Here is a 19110-nt window from a genome sequence, read left to right as displayed (position 1 = left end):
CTGTCGTTAGGCGTGGAGAGGCTCATGGGCTACTAAACAGCTAGTGAAGAGGGCCAAACTCCGTCTGTTCAAGACGACATACTGAAGGTACTGGCTTATTTCTATATAAGCCTTTATCACTCCGTTTTACTTAAGAAAAAGGCCCGAACGTTCTGTAACGTTCGGGCCTTTTTTATACTATCTACAAAAAACCATTAACTCACAACCAAATTAAAAAACCGTTTCATCCAGCTTTCTGCCGCGGGTACTTCCCATTGGGTACGGAACTCGCCGACCGTTTTTACCTGATTGTTAAATAAGATTGTATTCGCTTGAATGGTACCCGCTTTTACGGCTGATTTACCCTTGAGTCCGTCTATCGAATCAATCCCCTGTTCGGTACGGAACACAATCGAGCGATCAAAAAAGTTGATACCCGCCTGTTGACCAATCTGGCTAATGATTCGGGTAGAAGCGTCGATGGAACAACCGCTGGCCGCGTAAGCTTTTTCATCAACGGCCAGTAATACAAAGCGTCCTTCCACGATTTGTACCGCATTCGTCAGCGGTTGGCCGTGGGCGGCCCATTCTTCAAACGAGGCTTCCAACTGCTGCTGGATGGCTTCCTGTTCAGCCGTCGAAAGGCTGCGATCGGCCTGATACACCCAAAGGCGGGCGTGATCCGGCATATGTTCCAACGCAATTCGCATGATCTTAGTGGTTGGTTGTTGGTGGATAGTTATTTGTTTCGAGTTCCGTCAAATAACGAATAACTATTTTGCAGTAAACTCCGAAACGAGTCGTTCCGTTTCCTTCGTTGACGTTTCCAGATCATCATTAACCAAAATGACATCAAACTGATCCTGGAAGGACATTTCGAAGCGAACTTTATAAAGACGTTTGGAAATACTGTCTTCGGTTTCGGTCCCCCGTGAACGTAAGCGTTGTTCGAGTACTTCCATGGAAGGCACTTTCACGAAAATGGCCAGAGCCCGGTCGCCAAAGTACTGCTTCAGCTTGAGACCCCCGCGTACGTCCACGTCAAATAAAATGTGCTTGCCCGAAGCCCAAACCCGCTCTACTTCGGACTTGAGCGTGCCGTAGTAGCCACCTGGATATACTTCTTCCCATTCAGCAAAGGCGTCTTCGTCAATTTTTTGTTTAAACTCGTCGATGCTCAGGAAGTAGTAATCTTTCCCGTGTTCTTCGGCCCGGCCGCGTTTGTCCCGCGTGCAGGCAGAGATAGAGAAACCGAACTGATCGGGCTGTGAGGCCAGCAAATGTTTAACGAGTGTCGTTTTTCCGGAACCGGAAGGTGCACAGAAAATAATGGCTTTACCGTTCAAACCAATGGAATAGTTAAGGTCTGTTAATGAATAACCCCGGAGCGTGCCCCGAGGTCATGATATAGCCTCAAAAATAAATCAGACGGATCAATATTGGATATAAAAAACGTAACTTCTTAGGAATGAGAAGGATAGTCTTAAGGCTATAGGGGTCGTTTTAAAGTTCGTGGATCTTACTTTTGATGCAATCAACCAGACTTTGCGGTACTGCTTTTTGCTCAACGCGTAATTGTAAGGCTTGCTTAATTGCTTTTTCTAAGTTGTAACCGCGGTTACAGGGTAGACAATTGCCCAAATTCTGGCGAACGTGTTCGAGTTCCTCGGGACTGGCTTCGCCGTCCAAAGCCATCTGAATGAGCTTCATGCAATTAGCATGGTTCTCGCAGTGCTCTTTCTTAACCACCTTCTCTGCTTCGGCAGATGAACTGGATTCGGGTGTCATGGGAGTCATGATAAAATAAGATAATTAGCGGGGCTCAATGCACCTCTCTAAACGTGGAAAACTGAGGCCAAAATCAATACCTGGTTCTTTTGGTTCCTGAGTTACAGATAATTCTTTCGAAAATAAATTTTAAGGTACGTTACGCTGGAAGAAAGTAAGACGAACGATTAATCTTTTGGCAGACAGAAAAATAGGACTGCTAGAGGCAGTCCATGCTATAGCAGATTTCTCCGCCAAAAAGTTTCCGTCTTACAAGGATTCTTCGTCTTCCGAACGCTCACTCGTATCATAACCCATGTGGGTCGCATATGTTTTGAGCTTTTCCTTCAACAACATACGGGCCCGGTGCAGCCGTGAACGGACCGTACCGATGGGGATATCAAGAATTTTGGCCATTTCTTCGTACGTAAATCCTTCCACGTCACAGAGGATCAGTACCGTACGAAAATCAATGGGCAAGGCATTCAGGGCATTCGTGACTTCATCACCCAGCAATTCCTGAACCGTTTCGGCCCGCAAATCGGTGGTCTGACTAGTACCCGCCATTTCTTCCGAATCGTAGTAGGTTTCTACCTCCTGGTAGTCTACTTTATTCGGTTCCTTCGACTTACGGCGGTAGTCGTTGATGAAACTATTCTTCAAGATCCGAAACAGCCAGGCTTTGGCGTTGGTCCCCTTCTCGAAAGAATTGATGAACCGGAACGCCTTCAGATAGGTGTCCTGAACCAGATCGTTGGCATCGTCCTCGTCTTGAGTCAGGCGAAAAGCAAAGTTATACATCGACTGGATATGCGGCATAAGCTCCCGGTCGAAGATGGCGTACTTTTCGGACTCTGTATATTGCCGGACGGCGATAAATTCGTCGGCTGTCATGGCTGTGATAAGTTTTTCGGGCTAAAGCTAAAATATTATTATGAATACAAAAGCCTGCCACTTCAATACTGCTGACAAAATGGCTGAACCATAGGGTGTAAGTCTATAGAAAACTGTGCCTGCATACCTAAAGACCATTTCCTGAGGGCTTAGTACCCTGACTATCAAGCGTGAAATTTTACGATTTCATAAAAATTCTTCTGAAAGGGATTTCTTGAAAAGCCGTACCTTCGCAAATCTATTTGAATTATTTGAATGGCCTTCGTGTTGCATACAACAGATTTAAAGTTCATTCATTACTATTTCTAAGCTTGCTAAAATCAAACTTCATCATAGTAGTATGTCCAACGGAATTTATAACGTCCCAATCCCGAAAAACGAACCCATTTACGGATATGCCCCCGGTACAGCTGAACGCGAAAAACTGAAAGCTACCCTGGCTGAGTTACGTTCGAAAGAGATTGAGGTCCCTTTATACATTGGAAATCAGCAAATTCGTACGGATAAAAAAGTAGCCATTACGCCGCCGCACGATCACCAGCACGTATTAGGCTATTTCTACGAAGGCGGTCCGGAACACGTGACCGAGGCCATTGAAGTAGCTTTGCAGGCTCGTCATGCCTGGGCGGTATTACCCTGGGAACAACGTCTGGCGATTTTCCTGAAAGCCGCCGAATTGTCTGCTACCAAGTACCGGTATCTGCTGAATGCCTCTACCATGCTGGGTCAGTCGAAGAATGCCTTCCAGGCCGAAATCGACGCTGCGTGTGAGTGGGTGGATTTTCTACGGTTTAATGTGGCTTTTGCGACAGAAATTTACCGAAATCAACCCATCTCTCCGGATCCTACCATCTGGAATCAGGTGGAGTACCGTCCGCTGGAAGGCTTCGTATTCGCATTAACGCCTTTCAATTTTACCGCAATCTCCGGAAACTTACCGGCTTCGGCGGCCATGATGGGTAACGTGGTAGTCTGGAAACCAGCCCCTACACAGATGTATTCGGCCTATGTGTTGATGCAAATTCTTAAAGAAGCTGGTTTGCCCGATGGTGTGATTAACCTTATTCAAGGCGATGGCCCGATGATTGGTGATCTGGTCTTCAGTCATCCTGAGTTTGCGGGTATTCACTTCACGGGTAGTACTGCCGTGTTCAAGACGATTTGGAAAAATATTGGTAGCCATATGGATAGCTATCGGTATTATCCGCGTATCGTGGGCGAAACGGGTGGTAAGGACTTTATGCTTGCCCACGAATCAGCCGATGTAAAAGCATACGCGGCGAACCTGTTGCGGGCCGCTTTCGAATTCCAGGGACAGAAATGTTCCGCCGCTTCCCGGGCCTATATTCCCACAACGCTATGGGAATCCGTATGGGCGGAAATGAAAGCCATGCTGGAAACCATGAAAGTAGGCCCGACGGAAGATTTCTCGAATTTCGTGAATGCCGTCATCGATGAACGGGCTTTCCAGAAAATTACGGGCTTTATTGAGCGGGCCCGCCAAAACCCGGCTAACGAGATTATTTGGGGTGGTACGTACGATTCATCCAAAGGCTGGTTTATCAATCCGACGTTGATCCTGACGACGGATCCGCATTCGGAAACGATGGAACAGGAAATCTTCGGTCCCGTATTGACGATCTATCTGTACGAACCTACGCAGTTTGAAGAAACGCTGAGCCTGATTGACCGTACGTCGCCGTACGCTCTGACGGGTGCCATCTTCTCGCAGGATCGCTACGCCATTGACCTGGCAAGCCGTAAGTTGGTGAACTCCGCTGGAAACTTCTACGTAAACGATAAATGTACGGGAGCCGTGGTGGGTCAACAGCCTTTCGGCGGTGCTCGTGGCTCCGGAACGAATGATAAGGCGGGTTCGATGCAAAACCTGTTGCGTTGGGTATCAGCTCGTACGATTAAAGAAGGATTTGTACCCGCAACGGATTATCGCTATCCGTTTTTAGCGGAATAAATGAATAAATGAGTAATTAGGTTTAGGGTTTTGAGTTTGGCGTTTTGACTGGGGTTCCTTCCAAAACACTACACTCAAAACCCTAACTGCTTTTAGATTTAACGGTATTGTTATGCAAAAAGAACTTCACCCTTCCCAGCAGCCCCGGGTATTTGAGGAGTTGCCCAGTCGGCGAAAACAACAATTGATGGCCTTTGATCGGGTATTGACGATCATGGATGAGCTTCGCGAAAATTGCCCCTGGGATCGGAAGCAAACCATGGATTCGCTCCGACATTTGACGATTGAAGAGACCTATGAGCTTTCGGATGCAATTCTGGAAAAGGATCTCAATGAAATCAAAAAAGAGCTGGGAGATGTACTCTTGCATCTGGTTTTTTACGCCCGCATTGCTTCCGAAACAGGCGATTTCGACATTACGGATGTGATGGACAGCCTGGGCAAGAAACTGGTGGATCGGCACCCGCATATCTACGGCGAAGCCCAGGCGGATACCGAAGAACAGGTAAAGCAGAACTGGGAACAGCTAAAAATCAAAGAAGGAAACAAGTCAGTATTGGGTGGCGTACCTGGTTCGTTACCAGCTCTGGTGAAATCCATGCGAATTCAGGAAAAAGCTCGTGGAGCGGGTTTTGACTGGGAAGATCGGGAACAGGTTTGGGACAAAGTACGCGAAGAAATTGACGAATTCCGGGCGGAGTTTAAAGCCGGAGCCGTGCATGATACGGAACGGGCCGAAAGTGAATTTGGTGATGTGTTGTTCTCACTGGTTAATTACGCCCGCTTTGTGGACATCAATCCCGAAACGGCTTTGGAGCGTACCAATAAGAAGTTCATTACTCGCTTCCAATACATTGAAACGAAAGCCAAAGAGTTAGGGAAAAGCCTGAAAGATATGACCCTGGCCGAAATGGACGTCTTTTGGAACGAAGCTAAGGTATTAAAAAAATAAGTATTTTTACCTTTTAATAAGTTAGTAATTAAGTATTGTTAAGTTCTGTAATCGAGTAGGTAAGTTAGGGCGATAATCACCTCTTCTTCAGTTATGAAACTTTTCTACGGATTACTGATGGGTTTGTGCGTATCCTCAGGATATGCACAAACCACTACTTACTTCGAGCAAAATTTTAGTAGCTCATCCAATGTAGCGGATTACAAAGGCGGCGGTCCAAACAAGTTTACCGAAATACTAGGGAATACGCCTTCAACTGCGAGTATCGGCAATGAAGCCTTAATGCTTACGAAGGCGTCCGGTGGCCAGGTTCGGTTTTCTAAGACCGATGATCTCTTTTCGGCCAATCCAACCATTCTTTACGTGCAGTTTACGGTTTCGGTGGATATTGCGGAACCCTCTGCAGCGGTGAATCCGTACAATTACCTGTATTTCGGTAATTTGAACGATAACGGAAGTCTGCCAGCAAATGCCAGCGTTTTTGCCCGTTTAGGTTTTCATTTCCCTACCGCAGGTAACGCTTTTAATTTGCATTTACAGGACGGCGGTTCCGTAACGAAAGGGCCATACACCGGTACTAAAACCATCACTTGGGTACTCAACGTTTCGGGGAATGCCACCACCTATACGGATGAGGATGGGCGGACGGGTAGTCTGGCAGCCAATAAAATGGACATTTGGGTCGATAATTCGCTGGAATTCGATGAAGCCAGTGAACTCAGTACTGGTGTTTCGCCGACGGACTTCAAATTTCTCTGGAACAATAGCAATGGTACCCTTACCGTAGATAACCTGAAAATTCTGGGTAGCCAGGGGCCCATGCCCGTTGAACTGCTGTACTTCAAGGCTATAGCTTCCGCTAGTCAGGTACGCTTAAACTGGGCTACTGCTTCCGAAAAAAATGCCCGTTCTTTCGTGGTAGAGCGGAGTACAGATGCGGAACAATACGAGGTACTCAAAACATACGAAGCTTCGGGCACTACTGACGAACGGAAAGAGTATTGGGGTACAGATGAAAAACCCCTTCCGGGAAAAAGCTATTACCGCTTACGTCAGATGGACGAAGATGGCACCGAATACGTATGTCGTACCGTATCGGTTGAGCGACCCGAGTCTGCCGAATTAGACGTTCAGATTCTGGGAAATCCTTTGCTAAACGCCCAGCAATTTACGGTACGGACAACCGCTCGTAATGTATCTTACGAATTATACACCCATCAGGGTGAGCCAATTCCAATGAAAATTACGCGTGCGAATGGCAATCAGGACGATCTTCAACTACAGCAAGGCTTACCTAAAGGGCTGTATCTACTCCGAGCCACGCTGGCAAACGAGGTAGTAACCAGACGAATCGTGGTCGAATAAATGAAAAGGCAGTCAGAGCGTAGACCCTGACTGCCTTTTTTCGTTTACAGCTAGGCTTACTTACCCACGGTAACCATACGGCTAGATTTACCCGCCGAATCGAAGCATTTTAGTTTCACCGTTCCCTGTACCGGCACGGGTGATTGGTACAGCGTAGACTGCGGTCCGGGTTCGGAGCCGTCTGTTGTATACCGAATCTGGAGGCCGGGATACTCGGCATTGGCTTGGAGCGTACCGTTTTCCAGAACTGCTCCGGGCGTTGGGATGCGATAGTTATAGCCATTATTCCAGTAACTCAGGCGGGGGAGTTCGCGTTGGGCCAGGGTATTGGCAAATACATTCCAGCCCGTTTGCATGGACTTCTCGCGTTGATCCCGGTTTTCGATTGTTTCCCAGGGACGCTCGACTGCCCAGGCACTTTCCGCAAAACCGATCAGTTTCGGTAGCACATAATACTCCATCATGTCGCGACCTTTTACGGTTTCACTCCACAACTGAGCTTCCAGGCCCAGAATGTTCTGACGATTTTTGAGTTTCTGCTTGCCCGTAAAATCCAGCGGTTTGCCCAGTGAATTGGTATAGGTAGTCTTGGCGAAATCGTAGGGAGCAAAGGTCCAGGCGTTTTTCGGACCGACAAAGCCGCCCCAGTACAAACCGGGTTCTTTCGGATCATTATTGTAGGCCAGATCCATGTACAGATTCGTCACATTACACAGCACCACCGGATAACCTGCATTGGCCATGCGATATCCCAGATCCACATCGAATACGTTATTCCAGATGTACGGAACAACGCGTTTGCCCACAAATCCGGATTGGCTACGTACTGACCCGAGGCATCTACATTCAGGGCTACTTCCTCCCAACCATGAATTTCCAGATTATATTTTTTCAGGCGATGGAGCATTTGTCCGAAGAAATAACTCTGTAAATAGCGGGGGCCTTTGATTTCGGGATGTTTCTTCAGCAACTCGTCTACCATTGGTGATTTCGTCCAGACGCCCTGCGGGACCTCGTCGCCACCAACGTGGAGTACGGTCAGTTTCAATCCCGCTTCGTCGTACATCTTCGCTACATCAGCAATTACCGTTTCAAAGAAATGATACGCTGATTCGCGGGCGACGCAGATCACGTTGTCTTTGAAGGCTTGAGCCGAGCTATAAACCGATTTATCCTCAGGATCGATCAGTCGGAATTCTTCGGCTTCTTTCGTTTTGCCTTCTTTCATGAAGCGTTCGTACCGAGCCTCCATGGATTTGATAGCCGCCCGCGAGTGACCGGGAAATCCGATTTCCGGAATAATCTGAATGTGCCGTTCCTGAGCGTATTTCAGAATATCAATAAAGTCCTGACGGGTGTAGTAGCCACTGCCGTATTTACCCTTGGCATCGGCGTGGGGACCGGAGCCGTACGCCGGGTGCAGGGCTGCCGTTTGCATACCCGCCGTATGTTGGCGATGCGAACCTACTTCGGTCAATTCGGGCAGACTCTTAATTTCCAGCCGCCAGGCTTCGTCTTCCGTCAGGTAAAACAGCAGGTGATTGATTTTGTAGAAAGCCAGTAAATCCAGCATGCGTTTGACCGTTTCCTTGGTCTGGAAATTTCGGCAAACGTCGAAGTGCATACTCCGGAATTTGAAGCGGGGTGCGTCCTCGATCTGTACCTGCGGCAGGGCCAGAGGAGCGGTCGCTTTCTGGTACGCGGCAACCGGAGCCAAAGCCAGTAAACTTTCTACGCCGTAGAAAACCCCGGCGGCATCACTACCCACGATCTGGATACCGTTAGCAGCTACGTTCAATTGATAGGCTTCGCTCGTAACACCATTTACGGCTACCGAGCCCGTACTCAGTTGAATGCGTTGTTCCGTACTCGTTCCTTCTTTCGTAGTAAATGAGGTGCCGGTCAGTACCTGAAGGCGTTGGGCCAGAAACGCAGCTTCATTGGCCAGCCCTTTCGCGTAGTAAATGGGCCATTCTTTCGTCAGGCTAACGGAACCCGCCGTTTTCGTAACCTTCACCGGAGACGGAATCAGGACCGGCAGTTGTTCCGGCGAAACCAGACTTAGTCCCGCATTTTGCTGATACTGATAGGCCGCCGTAGGCAAAGGAACCTGATCGTTGGAACCGCGTAGGATTTGTTCTTTTTCCGTGAATGGTTCGACTGTATAGTCGGCTACTTCCTCGATTTTCTCTTCTTTCCCATCCGTATGCACAAAGTACAGACCCATCGGAGCATCCGTTTCCTTGATGATGGCGACCGAAGCTTCGTAGGGAATTTCCAGACTGGCACCGGGTTTCAGCTCAAAACTTTCGTTGGGGGTGAGCTTGTACCAATCGCCGTTGATGTGTTCGACGGTAGCCGGAGACGGTGTTTTGGAAGCCAGAATCGGGCGGGGAGACATGTTGAAAAACAGCGTCCAGCCCTTGTTACCCAACGTTTCACTACCATTATTTTTGAAGACAAAACGGGCTTTAAAACCGGAGGGAGTATCGGTAAAGTTGGAAATCAATTTCCAGGAAATCGCTACCGAAGAACCCTCCGATGCTTTTTCCGAAGATTTACAACCGACAAAGAATAAGGTACAGAGCCATAGAAAAGCCAGCGACAAGCGACCACGCATACAGTGAAGAAGTTAAAATGGTTGCGATAAAGATACTAAGAACAAACGGTCCGAACGGACACGAAAAAAGCCTGAGTCGTGGGACCCAGGCTTTTTATACTGAAACAGGGTTTTACGCAGGCTTGACCCAGATGATTTCCAGCAATTTCGCCAGCCGATCTTTCAAATCCTTGCGATCCACGATGAAGTCGAGGAAGCCGTGTTCCTGCACAAATTCGGCACTCTGGAAGCCTTTAGGCAGATCTTTACCAATGGTTTCGCGAATGACGCGGGGACCCGCAAAGCCGATGAGGGCTCCGGGTTCGGAGATGTTGAAATCACCCAGCATGGCAAACGAAGCCGTTACCCCACCCGTCGTAGGATCGGTCAGAAGCGAGATGTACGGAATTTTGGCCTGATCGAGCAGAGCGATTTTCGCCGACGTTTTCGCCATTTGCATGAGCGAGAAACCCGCCTCCATCATCCGGGCACCTCCCGATTTGGAAATCATTAGTAACGGAATCCGGTTTTTCAGCGAGTAATCCATCGCACGGGCGATTTTTTCGCCCACGACCGAACCCATCGAACCGCCGATGAAGTTAAAGTCCATACACGCCACCACCATATCGATGCCGTGTACTTTGCCATAACCCGTACGAACGGCATCTTTCAGCCCCGTTTTACGTTCGGTAGCCTTGATCCGGTCGGGATAAGCTTTGGTATCTTTGAAGTGGAGCGGATCGTCCGACGTCATCGTCGGATCAAGTTCGGTATAAAGGGTATCGTCGAAGAGCAGTTCAAAGTATTCCTGCGAACCGACTTTTTCGTGGTAATTGCATTTCGAGCAGGTATAAGCCTGCAGCTTGTGCTCGCGGGTATGCATGATGTTCCCGCACTGAGGGCACTTGTACCAAAGCCCGTCGGGAGCTTCCCGCTTGGCTTCAGTGGGGGTTTGAATACCCTTGTCTTTCCGGGTGAACCAAGACATGTGTTAGAGTTTTTGAAGTTTAGTGCTTAGGCCGCCCTAACAGACGGGCACTAAACCTAAAGCTTGATTTGGGACATCAAAGATAGGCCATTCCTAGGTTTGCAAACTAGCTATTGGTTAGTTTTTGTACTTTTCGAGGCGGCTTTAATGCATTTTTTATGATTTTTTGGATTTTTCAGGCCCCGATTGGAAACGAAAAAGTGATTCTGTACCTTATTTAAATGGAAGTACGACGGATGAAGGAAAAATGCCTAAGTTTGTAGCCGCTGATTGCCAGCTGCCTTCCGGTCAGGCCGGAAAGATTCTGGTGAGATGCTTCTTCTTCATCAACTTGAAGTTCTCGTACAACGAACCTCGTAGGGTTGGTTTCAACGGGATACACCGTTTCAAAACGACGAACTTCTTTCGATACGAGTAAAAAAATTTAGTTCATAATCATCACATTTCAACGCTTAGTATGGCCAATGCAACTCAAATTGCTCCGGGCGTTCTTTCAGGAGATGCCGTTCAGGAGTTATTCGAACTCGCTAAGAAACACCAATTTGCTCTTCCGGCTGTCAACGTTATTTCCAGCAGTACGGTAAACGCAGTACTGGAAACAGCACGCGACCTGAATTCTCCCGTCATCATTCAGTTTTCCCACGGCGGATCTCAGTTTTACGCAGGAAAAGGCCTGAAAAACGATAACGAACAAGCCGCTATCGCCGGAGCTATTTCAGGAGCTCAACATATTCACTTACTGGCCGAACGCTATGGTGTCCCCGTCGTACTGCACACGGACCACTGTGCCAAGAAAATCCTTCCTTGGATTGACGGCGTACTGGAAGCTGGTGAGAAGTTTTTCGCTCAGACGGGCAAGCCCCTGTACTCTTCCCACATGCTTGATTTGTCAGAAGAGTCGCTGGAAGAAAACATCGAAATTTCTTCGAAATACCTCGAGCGTATGGCCAAAATGGGCATGACGCTGGAAATTGAATTAGGCGTAACGGGGGGTGAAGAAGACGGTGTGGATAACTCCGACGTAGATTCTTCACGTCTGTATACCCAGCCCGAAGAAGTAGCGTATTCGTACGAAAAACTGAACGCGATCTCCAGCCGCTTTACGGTAGCTGCGGCGTTCGGTAACGTGCACGGCGTATACAAACCCGGTAACGTAAAACTGCAACCCGTCATCCTGAATAACTCACAGAAATACATCCGTGAAAAATTCAGTCTGGAAGCAGAGAAACCCGTAAACTTCGTATTCCACGGTGGTTCAGGTTCTTCCCGCGAAGAAATCCGCGAAGCCATCAGCTACGGTGCAATCAAAATGAACATCGATACGGATATGCAGTGGGCGTACTGGGATGGTGTTCTAGGCTTCTACAAATCGAAAGAAGGCTACCTGCAATCACAAATCGGTAACCCTACGGGCGAAGATTCTCCCAACAAGAAATACTACGATCCCCGCGTATGGTTGCGTGAAGGTGAAAAGGCTTTCGTTACGCGTCTGAAAGCCGCGTTCGAAGATCTGAACGCCGTAAACGTGAATCAGTACTTATAGTAACTTGGGGTTACTCCACGAGAGGACTTCATTACAAACGCTGGCAGAATTCGTTCTGCCAGCGTTTTTGCGTTCTAGCTACTTCACCGCCGTCGCTTCCAGCTCCACCGATAACGTTTCAAAAAGCGTCTTTACTTCAAAAAACGTACTGGCCTGTTGGATCCCGTGTCTGGTAATCCATGCCTGAAAAATATCAAAATGAGCGAAAAGCTCTTCCGAAGAAGTGGTGTAGACGTTTAACCGAACGATGTCTTTACACGTATAACCCGCCTGACTAATCACCAGCTCCAGATTTTCGATGGCCTGTAGCAACTGAGTTTTCATGTCCGCATTACTCGACGTACCATCGGCTAAAACGGATGCCTGTCCGGCACAATAGAGGGTGGAGGTTACATTTTTTACTTCTACGGCCTGTACGTAATTCCGTGCGTCCTGCCATTGCCAGGGGTTAATGATTCGCTTTTCCATTTGCTTTGCTGCTTTACATGAACGGGACAAAGGTCCGGCGAATCGAACGGTCCAACGGTGAGCTACCGCACAGCTTTCGAGTGATGTAGATCACACGCCGAAAGAAAGTCGACTCAGCGTTTCGCGGGAAACACCCAGGTAAGAAGCCAGTAAGGTTTTAGGAACTCGCTGAACCAGCGTAGGGTATTGTTGGAGGAGCTGTTCGTACCGCTCTTTGGCCTGGATGGTCATCAACGATAACAATCGCCGCTGCAAAGCCATGTACCCCCGGTTCGCTTTCTGAAGGAAAAAATGCTCCATTTTGGGTAGACGCTCGCAAAGGGTCTGATAGCTTTCCAGCGAAAGACCAAGCACGACGCTATCTTCGACACAGTCCAGTGAAAAGGTAGCTTCGGTTTGCGTATAAAAAGCCTGATAATCGCTTTCCCACCAGTCTTCCATAGCAAAGGAAATAATCTGCTGTTTGCCCGTATCGTCGGTGTGTACCAGTTTTAAAAGTCCGGAAACGACAAAATAGACGTACTTGACGAGCATGCCTTCCTGAATGAGAAACTGATGCTTCTTATATTTTTTGAGAATAAAGTGCGATGCGATGAAGGTGAATTCTTCGTCCGTCAACGGTATGATTTGCTCCAGATGGGCTCTTAATACTTCCTGCATTACTTCAACTTTAAATAATACTGTCGCTCGGATTCCGGTAATTTTTCAATGGCGTAGCGAAGCATCGTACGGGGCATTTGTAGGGTATGTTCGTCGAGAAATTCCGTTAAAACTTCCCGATCCTGTTGGCCCACTTCCCGGAGCATCCAGCCGCAGGCTTTGTGAATCAGGTCGTGCGGATGCGAAAGGAGTAAGGAACACAGAGCCAGCGTATCGGTATATTCCTTCCTTTTAATGAAGTACAGGGTAGCAATGACCGCGATACGGACGCTCCAGAGATGATTGGACTGAGCATAGTCGTACAATAGACTTCGATCCTGATCGTACAAAAAAGCTCCAACAAGATCACGGGCGGAAACGTCAACCAGATCCCAGTTATTCACGTACTGCCGATGGGCTAGATAGCTTTCAAAAATTTCCATCCTTTGGAGCGGATTACCCTTCTTAAACTGATCAACCCAGATAAACAGAGCCGCCGCCCGATGCTCGTGATAGGGACTCTGTAATAAACTCAAAACGTCTTTCTGGGGCAGGGTACGAAACTGTTTGGCGATGGCCCGGGTTTGTCCCACAGAAAGCCCGAGGAACAAATCGTTTTCACCGTATTGCCCCGGACCCGTTTTAAAGTAACGGGCAACAAAGGCCGCTCGTTCCGGATTGGCCTGCGATTCAAACAGGCTGAGGATGGAAGGTTGGTCCATACGGGCAATGGAAATAAACGACAATCACTTCAAAAGTTGAGAAACCTTTTACCTTGCAGTAATCTAGCTACGCTGGCAAAAGGGTACCTAAGAAAAGACAAATTACTCATGATCACCATCGTTTCTTCAACGAATCAGAAAAATTCCCGTAGTCGTCAGATTGCGGAGTATTACCGGCAACAGATTCAGCAGGCGGGAGCCGAAGCCCGTATTGTGGATCTGGCGGATTTGCCCATTGACTTTATCTACTCGGCTCTGTACGCCAACTTTGGCAAGCACGATGCCTTCAATGCCATTCGGGATTCGGTTGAAAACGCGAGTAAGCTGATTTTTATCGTCCCCGAATACAACGGGTCTTTTCCGGGTGTACTGAAAGCGTTTCTGGATGGATTCCATTATCCCAGTAAATTGAGCGGTAAGATGGTGGCTCTGGTGGGAATTTCGGACGGGGGAAGCGGGAATCCGCTGGGCATGAGTCACCTGACGGATATTATGAGCTTTATGAACGCAACGGTACTGGGGTTGCGGGTGAAGATTCCGTTCCTGAAAAAGAACTGGGTGGAAGGCGAAATTCAGGACGAGTTTATCAAGACCCTGATTCGTCAGCAGGTAGAAACACTGGTGAGCTTCTGAGTGATGCACTCAGAAGCTCGGTATCGATTACTTGCGTTTCCGCAAATAGATATTTCCCATGGAGGAATGGACGGTAATGGAAACGCCGGGAGTATTGATGACTCCTTGGGTACCCGAAGATCCCGGCGAAGGAAAAAATACAGCAGCGTTTCCAGACTCAACAAGGTCATTGATGGTGGTAGCTTCAGAAATGATCTCCCCGTCAGCGACTGTTATTTGTTTAGCCGCCAAATCGCGTGTCTTATCGGCGGTAGCTAGTTCTCGACGAATATTAATGGCCGATCCCTTAACCCCGATGCCGGCAACGGCTCGGGCGGTTTTAGAACGTTTCACTAGCGAATCTGGTAGCGGCTTGATGTCAAAATCGGTAAACGCATTACCCATCGACGTTAATAAAGCTACCTGAGCTTTCGTATCTGCGGGAAGACTGATATCAATGGACTCGTGGCCTGAATATAAGGAAATGGGTTTGCTCTGATTCACCTTACTGAACTGAGCGTTGATTTTGCCCATCGAGGAATACGCAATGACCGGCCCTGAAATGTCTTTCAGATTAATCGCGGTGGAAGCCGTACGAACTTCAATTTCGCCCTGCATTCCGTTGATGGATAGTTCTGAATCATCGAAGCCGTACCGGTTATTGGATTGCCAGTTTACATTCAGACGGCGTGGCAACCGAATGACATAACTGATGCCATCCTGCCGGATACTGGTGGTGAGATTGAGCACATCGCCTTCCGTACGAGCCGAAAGATTTATTCCCGTATTATCTGTACCGCCGCCTCCGACGGGTCGCAGGCCTTCGGCTTCTTTGGGCGGCGGCGTAATGCCCTGAGCTTCAACTAGGATTTCGTTACCATCCGTTCCCTGGATCGTTACGTTGGCATGTTCAATCCGGAGTACGACTTTCTTCCCCGCGAAGGTGGTACGGTAGGTTTGGGTGCTCGGTTTTTCCTGAGCGAAAAGGCTGCTACTTAGCAGGATCAAACCCGCGATAAATCCTTTTTTCATGACATTAAATGGTTAATAGTTGAATGCTTTGCTGAGCTTTTTGGCGAATGAGGGGATCGACCGTTTCGTCTTCGGTCAGGTGTTTGAGTTGGGGCAGAGCTTCCTGGATGCGTAAGCCCACCAGCGTTTCCATGACGCTGAGTTGCTCAGGAATTTCGGAGGCGGTTTCCAGCCGGGCCAGAAAGGCTTCCCGAACTTTAGGATTTTGTCCATACGCCCGTAAGGTTTCAATGGCGGCGAGTCGTACGTTGATATTCTCATCCTGCCGAAGGGTTCGTACCAGACTGCGTAATACTTCCGGTTTTAACTCGGGCAAATGACTGGCGTACTGTAAGCCCTTCAGCCGCTCGGCCGCCGACTCTTTCCGCAGCAAGCCCAGCACGACCAGTTCCTGGGTAACCTTCAGTTCCTTACGAAGCGTGGCTACTTCCTGCTGTACTTTCGTTAGCGACGTCTCTTTAGGTTGCCCGGTCTTCGGCTTTTCTATCTGGGCAACTTCTTCCGAAGGCGGCGTAGTTAACGGTTGCATGACCGTTTTTTCGACGGTAAGCGTCCGTACCGTAGGCGTAACCGTCAGGCGACCCAGCCAGAACATCAGTCCGAAAGCGGCCAGTACAGCGGCATAAGGCCAGTAAGAGCGTCGGCGGGGTAAGACCTTGAGAGGTTGTTGGCGAGCTTTTTCAAGGGCCTGATTTTCTTTTTCCCGATCCAGCAGAGCATAGAAAGATGTATCCATTCCGGCATCCGGCTCGACTTCCTGTTGCTGAACATCGTACCAGATTTTCTGTAATCCGTCGGCTTCCTGCTTGAGGGGCAGGTCGGCGTCGAGTTGTTGCTCAAAGGCCAGCCGTTCGGATTCCGGCAGGCGTCCCAGCAAATAATCAATAATCACCGTATCTTTTTCCACGAGCGTATGCGTTGGTTGACTTTATTCATTCAACTGGAAATACAATTCACGTAACTTCTGTAAGCCCCGAAAGGCCCGTACTTTCACATTCGCCACCGACAGCCCGAGTACCTGCCCAATTTCTTCGTAACTCATATTCTGAAACCGACTGAGTAAGAGTACATCCCGGTACGAATCGGGCAACTGACCCAGGGCCTGGTGTAATTGCTGATGGCGGTCTTCCGGCTCCTCTTCCGTATCCAGTAGTTCCGGAATTTCATTCGTTTGCAGCCGTACCGTTTTCAGGTGATCGTGAAATACATTGCGGGCCACTTCGTACACCCAGGTCCGGAACACGGCCTCTTCCCGAAAGGTATGCCGATACCGCAACACCCGCAGGAATACCTGCTGGGTAAGGTCGCGGGCTACGTCCCGGGACGGTTGTCGATAGAGGAAGAAATTGAGCAGCGACTTTTTGTAGCGTTCGTACAAAATGGCCGCTTTGTCCAGATCTCCTCCTTTGACGGCTAGCATGGCCTGTTCGTCGGTCATGGAGTAGGCTAAGGTTCAGAATTCGGGAAAGGATACGCCAGGGTGCGGGAAAGGTTACAATCTAAGGAAAGAAAATTTTTTATCGGGCGGGGCGTTAGTTCTAAAGCCGTAAAAAGCGTGATTTTTGCACTATGAAATCCAAGTACCTGCGTCCCCTGCTTTTAATCATTGGAATGGTGGCCCTGAATGTCCTGGCCAGTTTTTTCTACGTTCGTCTGGATTTGACGGAAGATCAACGGTATAGCCTTTCGGATGCGACTAAAAACCTGCTCGATCAGCTGGACGAGGAAGTGTACGTGAAGGTGTATCTAGATGGTGACCTAAATCCGGGCTTTCGTCACCTGCGGGAATCCGTACGTGAAACGCTGGAGGAATTTAAGGCTCAGTCGGGCGGACACCTGGAGTATCGATTCATCGACCCCTCGGCGGAAACGAATGGCGAGAAACGCAATGCATTTTACGAAAGTCTGACTGAAAAGGGGCTGATTCCGACGAATGTCGTCGAAGGCGGTGAAGATAGCCGTACGCAGAAACTCGTTTGGCCGGGTGCCTTGCTGACGTACCAGAACAAGGAAACGGCGGTTCAATTACTGAAAGGCAACATTTCTAAATCCGCTCAGGAAAACCTGAATCTTTCGGCGGAAAATATCGAGTACACACTGGCGACGGCTTTACGGGAGCTTACCCAGAAGGAAAAGAAAAAGATCGGATTGCTTTCGACATTTTCGAAGAAACTCAATCCCGTACGCATTTCGGATCTGATTGTGGCTTTGCAGAAGCATTACGAAATCTATCAGGTCAACCTGCAAACGTCTCCGAATTTGGGTGGACTCGACGCCGTACTGGTTGTGAAGCCCGATCAGGAATTTTCGGAAGATGATCAGCTCAAGCTCGATCAGTTTATTGTGCATGGAGGAAAAGCCATGTTCCTCATCGATCAGGTACAAACGGATTCCGTAGGCCGGGAAGGGGTCTACGCTCAACCGACGAATCTAAAGCTGGACGAACTGCTGTTCCGGTACGGATTACGGGCTAACCCGGTTGTAGTGAAAGATTTATTGTCCGCCGAAATTCCACTGAACATTGGAACGATGGGCGATAAAGCCAACATTCAGCTAATGCCCTGGCGGTTTTATCCGTTACTGAATTCCTTCGGGAAATCGCCCATCACCCGAAATCTGGATGCCATATACGGACGTTACGTGGGTTCACTCGATACGGTAGGAGCCGAAGGAATTCGCAAAACGCCCTTGTTATTCACTTCCGCGTATACGCAAAATCTGCACGCTCCGGCGGTGATTCCCTATAATGAGGCGGGGCGAAAACCCGATCCGACGCAGTACAACGGTGGACCGAAAGCGGTAGCGTATTTACTGGAAGGGAAGTTCTCGTCGCTGTTCCGGAATCGCTTATTACCCGACGACCCGCGAGCCAAAGGGTTTGCGATACAAGATCAGCCTTCAAAAATTGTGGTGGTGGCCGATGGGGATATGGCTCTCAATGACTTTGATCCAAAGCGGGAAGTACCCTTACCGTTGGGCTTCGACCGCTTCAGTCCGGATCGGCACGTGTACGCCAACAAGGATTTTATCCTGAATGCGATGGATTACATGCTTGACGATAACGGCGTCATTACGGCCCGTACCAAGGAGTTTAAACTTCGCCCCCTCGACAAAATACAGGTAGACGAAAACCGGACGGCCTGGCAGGTGCTGAATCTGCTCGGTCCGCTGGTACTGATTGCTCTGTTGGGAGGAGGCTGGTACTTCTGGCGGCGGAAGGAGTATGCGGTGTAGGGGAGTTTTCAGTTTTGTAGGATAAATCCGGTAAAGACAGCGGAACGGGTTGTTGGTAGCATTTGCTACGGATGCAAAAGTGGATAGTCTATACCTGCCGGGCTGGCCGTTCCCCGCATTGCATACGGGGCTAAGCACAGTGAACCCCTTCGGGGTTAGTGAGGCAGAGTGCAAGCCTAGATGAAATAGGAAAGTATGACCGTTTAACCCCGGAGGGGTTTCATTTGAATAGCCATGGGTTCAACCCATGGCTAGATTCGCATTGGATTCACGGGGTGTGCGTAGCATTTGCTACGGACGCAAAAGTTGGCAGGCTGTGCCTACCGGGCGGGACGCACCCATAC

General features: G+C 48.9%; 19 protein-coding genes. 6 read left to right on the top strand and 13 right to left on the bottom strand.

The features are described 5' to 3' along the window. Nucleotides 1-194 precede the first annotated feature (194 nt). The 4 genes from BWI93_RS12430 to BWI93_RS12415 form a co-directional block, all read right to left on the bottom strand. Nucleotides 195-689, bottom strand: a complete 495-nt coding sequence (locus tag BWI93_RS12430) for a hypothetical protein (protein WP_094811741.1) — start codon at nt 687-689, stop codon at nt 195-197. A 63-nt stretch (nt 690-752) separates the two neighbouring features. Then, a complete protein-coding gene (gmk, locus tag BWI93_RS12425; protein ID WP_094811739.1) occupies nt 753-1325 on the bottom strand; it encodes a guanylate kinase in 573 nt (190 codons plus the stop codon). Nucleotides 1326-1482: 157 nt separating this feature from the next. Further along, nucleotides 1483-1689, bottom strand: a complete 207-nt coding sequence (locus tag BWI93_RS12420; protein WP_094811737.1) for a hypothetical protein — start codon at nt 1687-1689, stop codon at nt 1483-1485. Nucleotides 1690-2016: 327 nt separating this feature from the next. Continuing rightward, the gene (locus BWI93_RS12415; protein WP_094811735.1) at nt 2017-2640 is read right to left on the bottom strand and encodes a sigma-70 family RNA polymerase sigma factor; all 624 of its coding nucleotides are present in this window, start codon (nt 2638-2640) and stop codon (nt 2017-2019) included. A 340-nt stretch (nt 2641-2980) separates the two neighbouring features. Between BWI93_RS12415 and pruA the strand changes: the two genes are divergently transcribed. The 3 genes from pruA (at nt 2981) to BWI93_RS12400 (ending at nt 6929) form a co-directional block, all read left to right on the top strand. Further along, nucleotides 2981-4612, top strand: a complete 1632-nt coding sequence (pruA, locus tag BWI93_RS12410) for an L-glutamate gamma-semialdehyde dehydrogenase (protein WP_094811733.1) — start codon at nt 2981-2983, stop codon at nt 4610-4612. 112 nt (nt 4613-4724) lie between these two features. After that, nucleotides 4725-5564, top strand: coding sequence for a nucleoside triphosphate pyrophosphohydrolase (mazG, locus tag BWI93_RS12405; RefSeq protein ID WP_255157828.1), 840 nt, complete (start codon nt 4725-4727; stop codon nt 5562-5564). A gap of 93 nt (nt 5565-5657) precedes the next feature. Beyond that, nucleotides 5658-6929 (top strand): T9SS type A sorting domain-containing protein, encoded by a 1272-nt coding sequence (locus BWI93_RS12400; protein ID WP_094811731.1) that lies wholly within the window; start codon nt 5658-5660, stop codon nt 6927-6929. A 56-nt stretch (nt 6930-6985) separates the two neighbouring features. On the opposite strand, the gene BWI93_RS28755 is transcribed toward BWI93_RS12400, so the two are convergent. The 3 genes from BWI93_RS28755 to accD form a co-directional block, all read right to left on the bottom strand. Next, nucleotides 6986-7690 carry a chitobiase/beta-hexosaminidase C-terminal domain-containing protein gene (locus BWI93_RS28755; RefSeq protein WP_255157827.1) on the bottom strand — a complete coding sequence of 235 codons (705 nt, stop codon included), beginning with the start codon at nt 7688-7690 and terminating at the stop codon, nt 6986-6988. Continuing rightward, nucleotides 7633-9549 carry a family 20 glycosylhydrolase gene (locus tag BWI93_RS12395; RefSeq protein WP_255157826.1) on the bottom strand — a complete coding sequence of 639 codons (1917 nt, stop codon included), beginning with the start codon at nt 9547-9549 and terminating at the stop codon, nt 7633-7635. Before BWI93_RS12395 ends, BWI93_RS28755 begins: the two co-directional genes overlap by 58 nt. 112 nt (nt 9550-9661) lie before the next feature. Beyond that, nucleotides 9662-10516: an acetyl-CoA carboxylase, carboxyltransferase subunit beta gene (accD, locus tag BWI93_RS12390; protein WP_094811729.1), complete on the bottom strand. Its 855-nt coding sequence runs from the start codon at nt 10514-10516 to the stop codon at nt 9662-9664. A 457-nt stretch (nt 10517-10973) separates the two neighbouring features. Here accD and fbaA point away from each other — a divergent pair, with 457 nt between their 5' ends. Continuing rightward, a complete protein-coding gene (gene fbaA / locus BWI93_RS12380) occupies nt 10974-12059 on the top strand; it encodes a class II fructose-bisphosphate aldolase (protein WP_094811724.1) in 1086 nt (361 codons plus the stop codon). Nucleotides 12060-12137: 78 nt separating this feature from the next. Here the strand turns inward: fbaA and BWI93_RS12375 are convergent, their stop codons facing one another. The 3 genes from BWI93_RS12375 to BWI93_RS12365 all read right to left on the bottom strand — a co-directional run bounded on the left by BWI93_RS12375 (nt 12138) and on the right by BWI93_RS12365 (nt 13888). Then, entirely contained in the window at nt 12138-12527 is a 390-nt protein-coding gene (locus BWI93_RS12375; RefSeq protein WP_094811722.1) for a RidA family protein, read from the bottom strand. Nucleotides 12528-12617: 90 nt separating this feature from the next. After that, nucleotides 12618-13187, bottom strand: coding sequence for a Crp/Fnr family transcriptional regulator (locus tag BWI93_RS12370; protein ID WP_094811719.1), 570 nt, complete (start codon nt 13185-13187; stop codon nt 12618-12620). After that, nucleotides 13187-13888, bottom strand: a complete 702-nt coding sequence (locus tag BWI93_RS12365; protein WP_094811743.1) for a DNA alkylation repair protein — start codon at nt 13886-13888, stop codon at nt 13187-13189. Before BWI93_RS12365 ends, BWI93_RS12370 begins: the two co-directional genes overlap by 1 nt. Nucleotides 13889-13996: 108 nt before the next feature. Here BWI93_RS12365 and BWI93_RS12360 point away from each other — a divergent pair, with 108 nt between their 5' ends. After that, nucleotides 13997-14521 carry an NADPH-dependent FMN reductase gene (locus BWI93_RS12360; RefSeq protein WP_094811717.1) on the top strand — a complete coding sequence of 175 codons (525 nt, stop codon included), beginning with the start codon at nt 13997-13999 and terminating at the stop codon, nt 14519-14521. 27 nt (nt 14522-14548) lie between these two features. On the opposite strand, the gene BWI93_RS12355 is transcribed toward BWI93_RS12360, so the two are convergent. From BWI93_RS12355 to BWI93_RS12345, 3 genes are read right to left on the bottom strand one after another with little or no spacing between them, the layout of a single operon-like run. After that, complete coding sequence (locus tag BWI93_RS12355; protein WP_094811715.1) at nt 14549-15532, bottom strand: hypothetical protein; 984 nt, start codon at nt 15530-15532, stop codon at nt 14549-14551. A gap of 4 nt (nt 15533-15536) precedes the next feature. Continuing rightward, a complete protein-coding gene (locus tag BWI93_RS12350; protein WP_094811713.1) occupies nt 15537-16439 on the bottom strand; it encodes a HEAT repeat domain-containing protein in 903 nt (300 codons plus the stop codon). Nucleotides 16440-16460: 21 nt separating this feature from the next. Further along, a complete protein-coding gene (locus BWI93_RS12345) occupies nt 16461-16970 on the bottom strand; it encodes an RNA polymerase sigma factor (RefSeq protein WP_094811711.1) in 510 nt (169 codons plus the stop codon). A gap of 131 nt (nt 16971-17101) precedes the next feature. Here BWI93_RS12345 and gldG point away from each other — a divergent pair, with 131 nt between their 5' ends. Beyond that, nucleotides 17102-18766: a gliding motility-associated ABC transporter substrate-binding protein GldG gene (gene gldG, locus BWI93_RS12340; protein WP_094811709.1), complete on the top strand. Its 1665-nt coding sequence runs from the start codon at nt 17102-17104 to the stop codon at nt 18764-18766. The last annotated feature ends 344 nt before the right edge of the window (nt 18767-19110 follow it).

It is taken from the genome of Siphonobacter sp. BAB-5385, assembly GCF_002261125.1.
Classification (GTDB): domain Bacteria; phylum Bacteroidota; class Bacteroidia; order Cytophagales; family Spirosomataceae; genus Siphonobacter.
The sequence above is the reverse complement of the archived record's forward strand: the minus strand, read 5'-3'. Positions and strand labels throughout refer to the sequence as shown.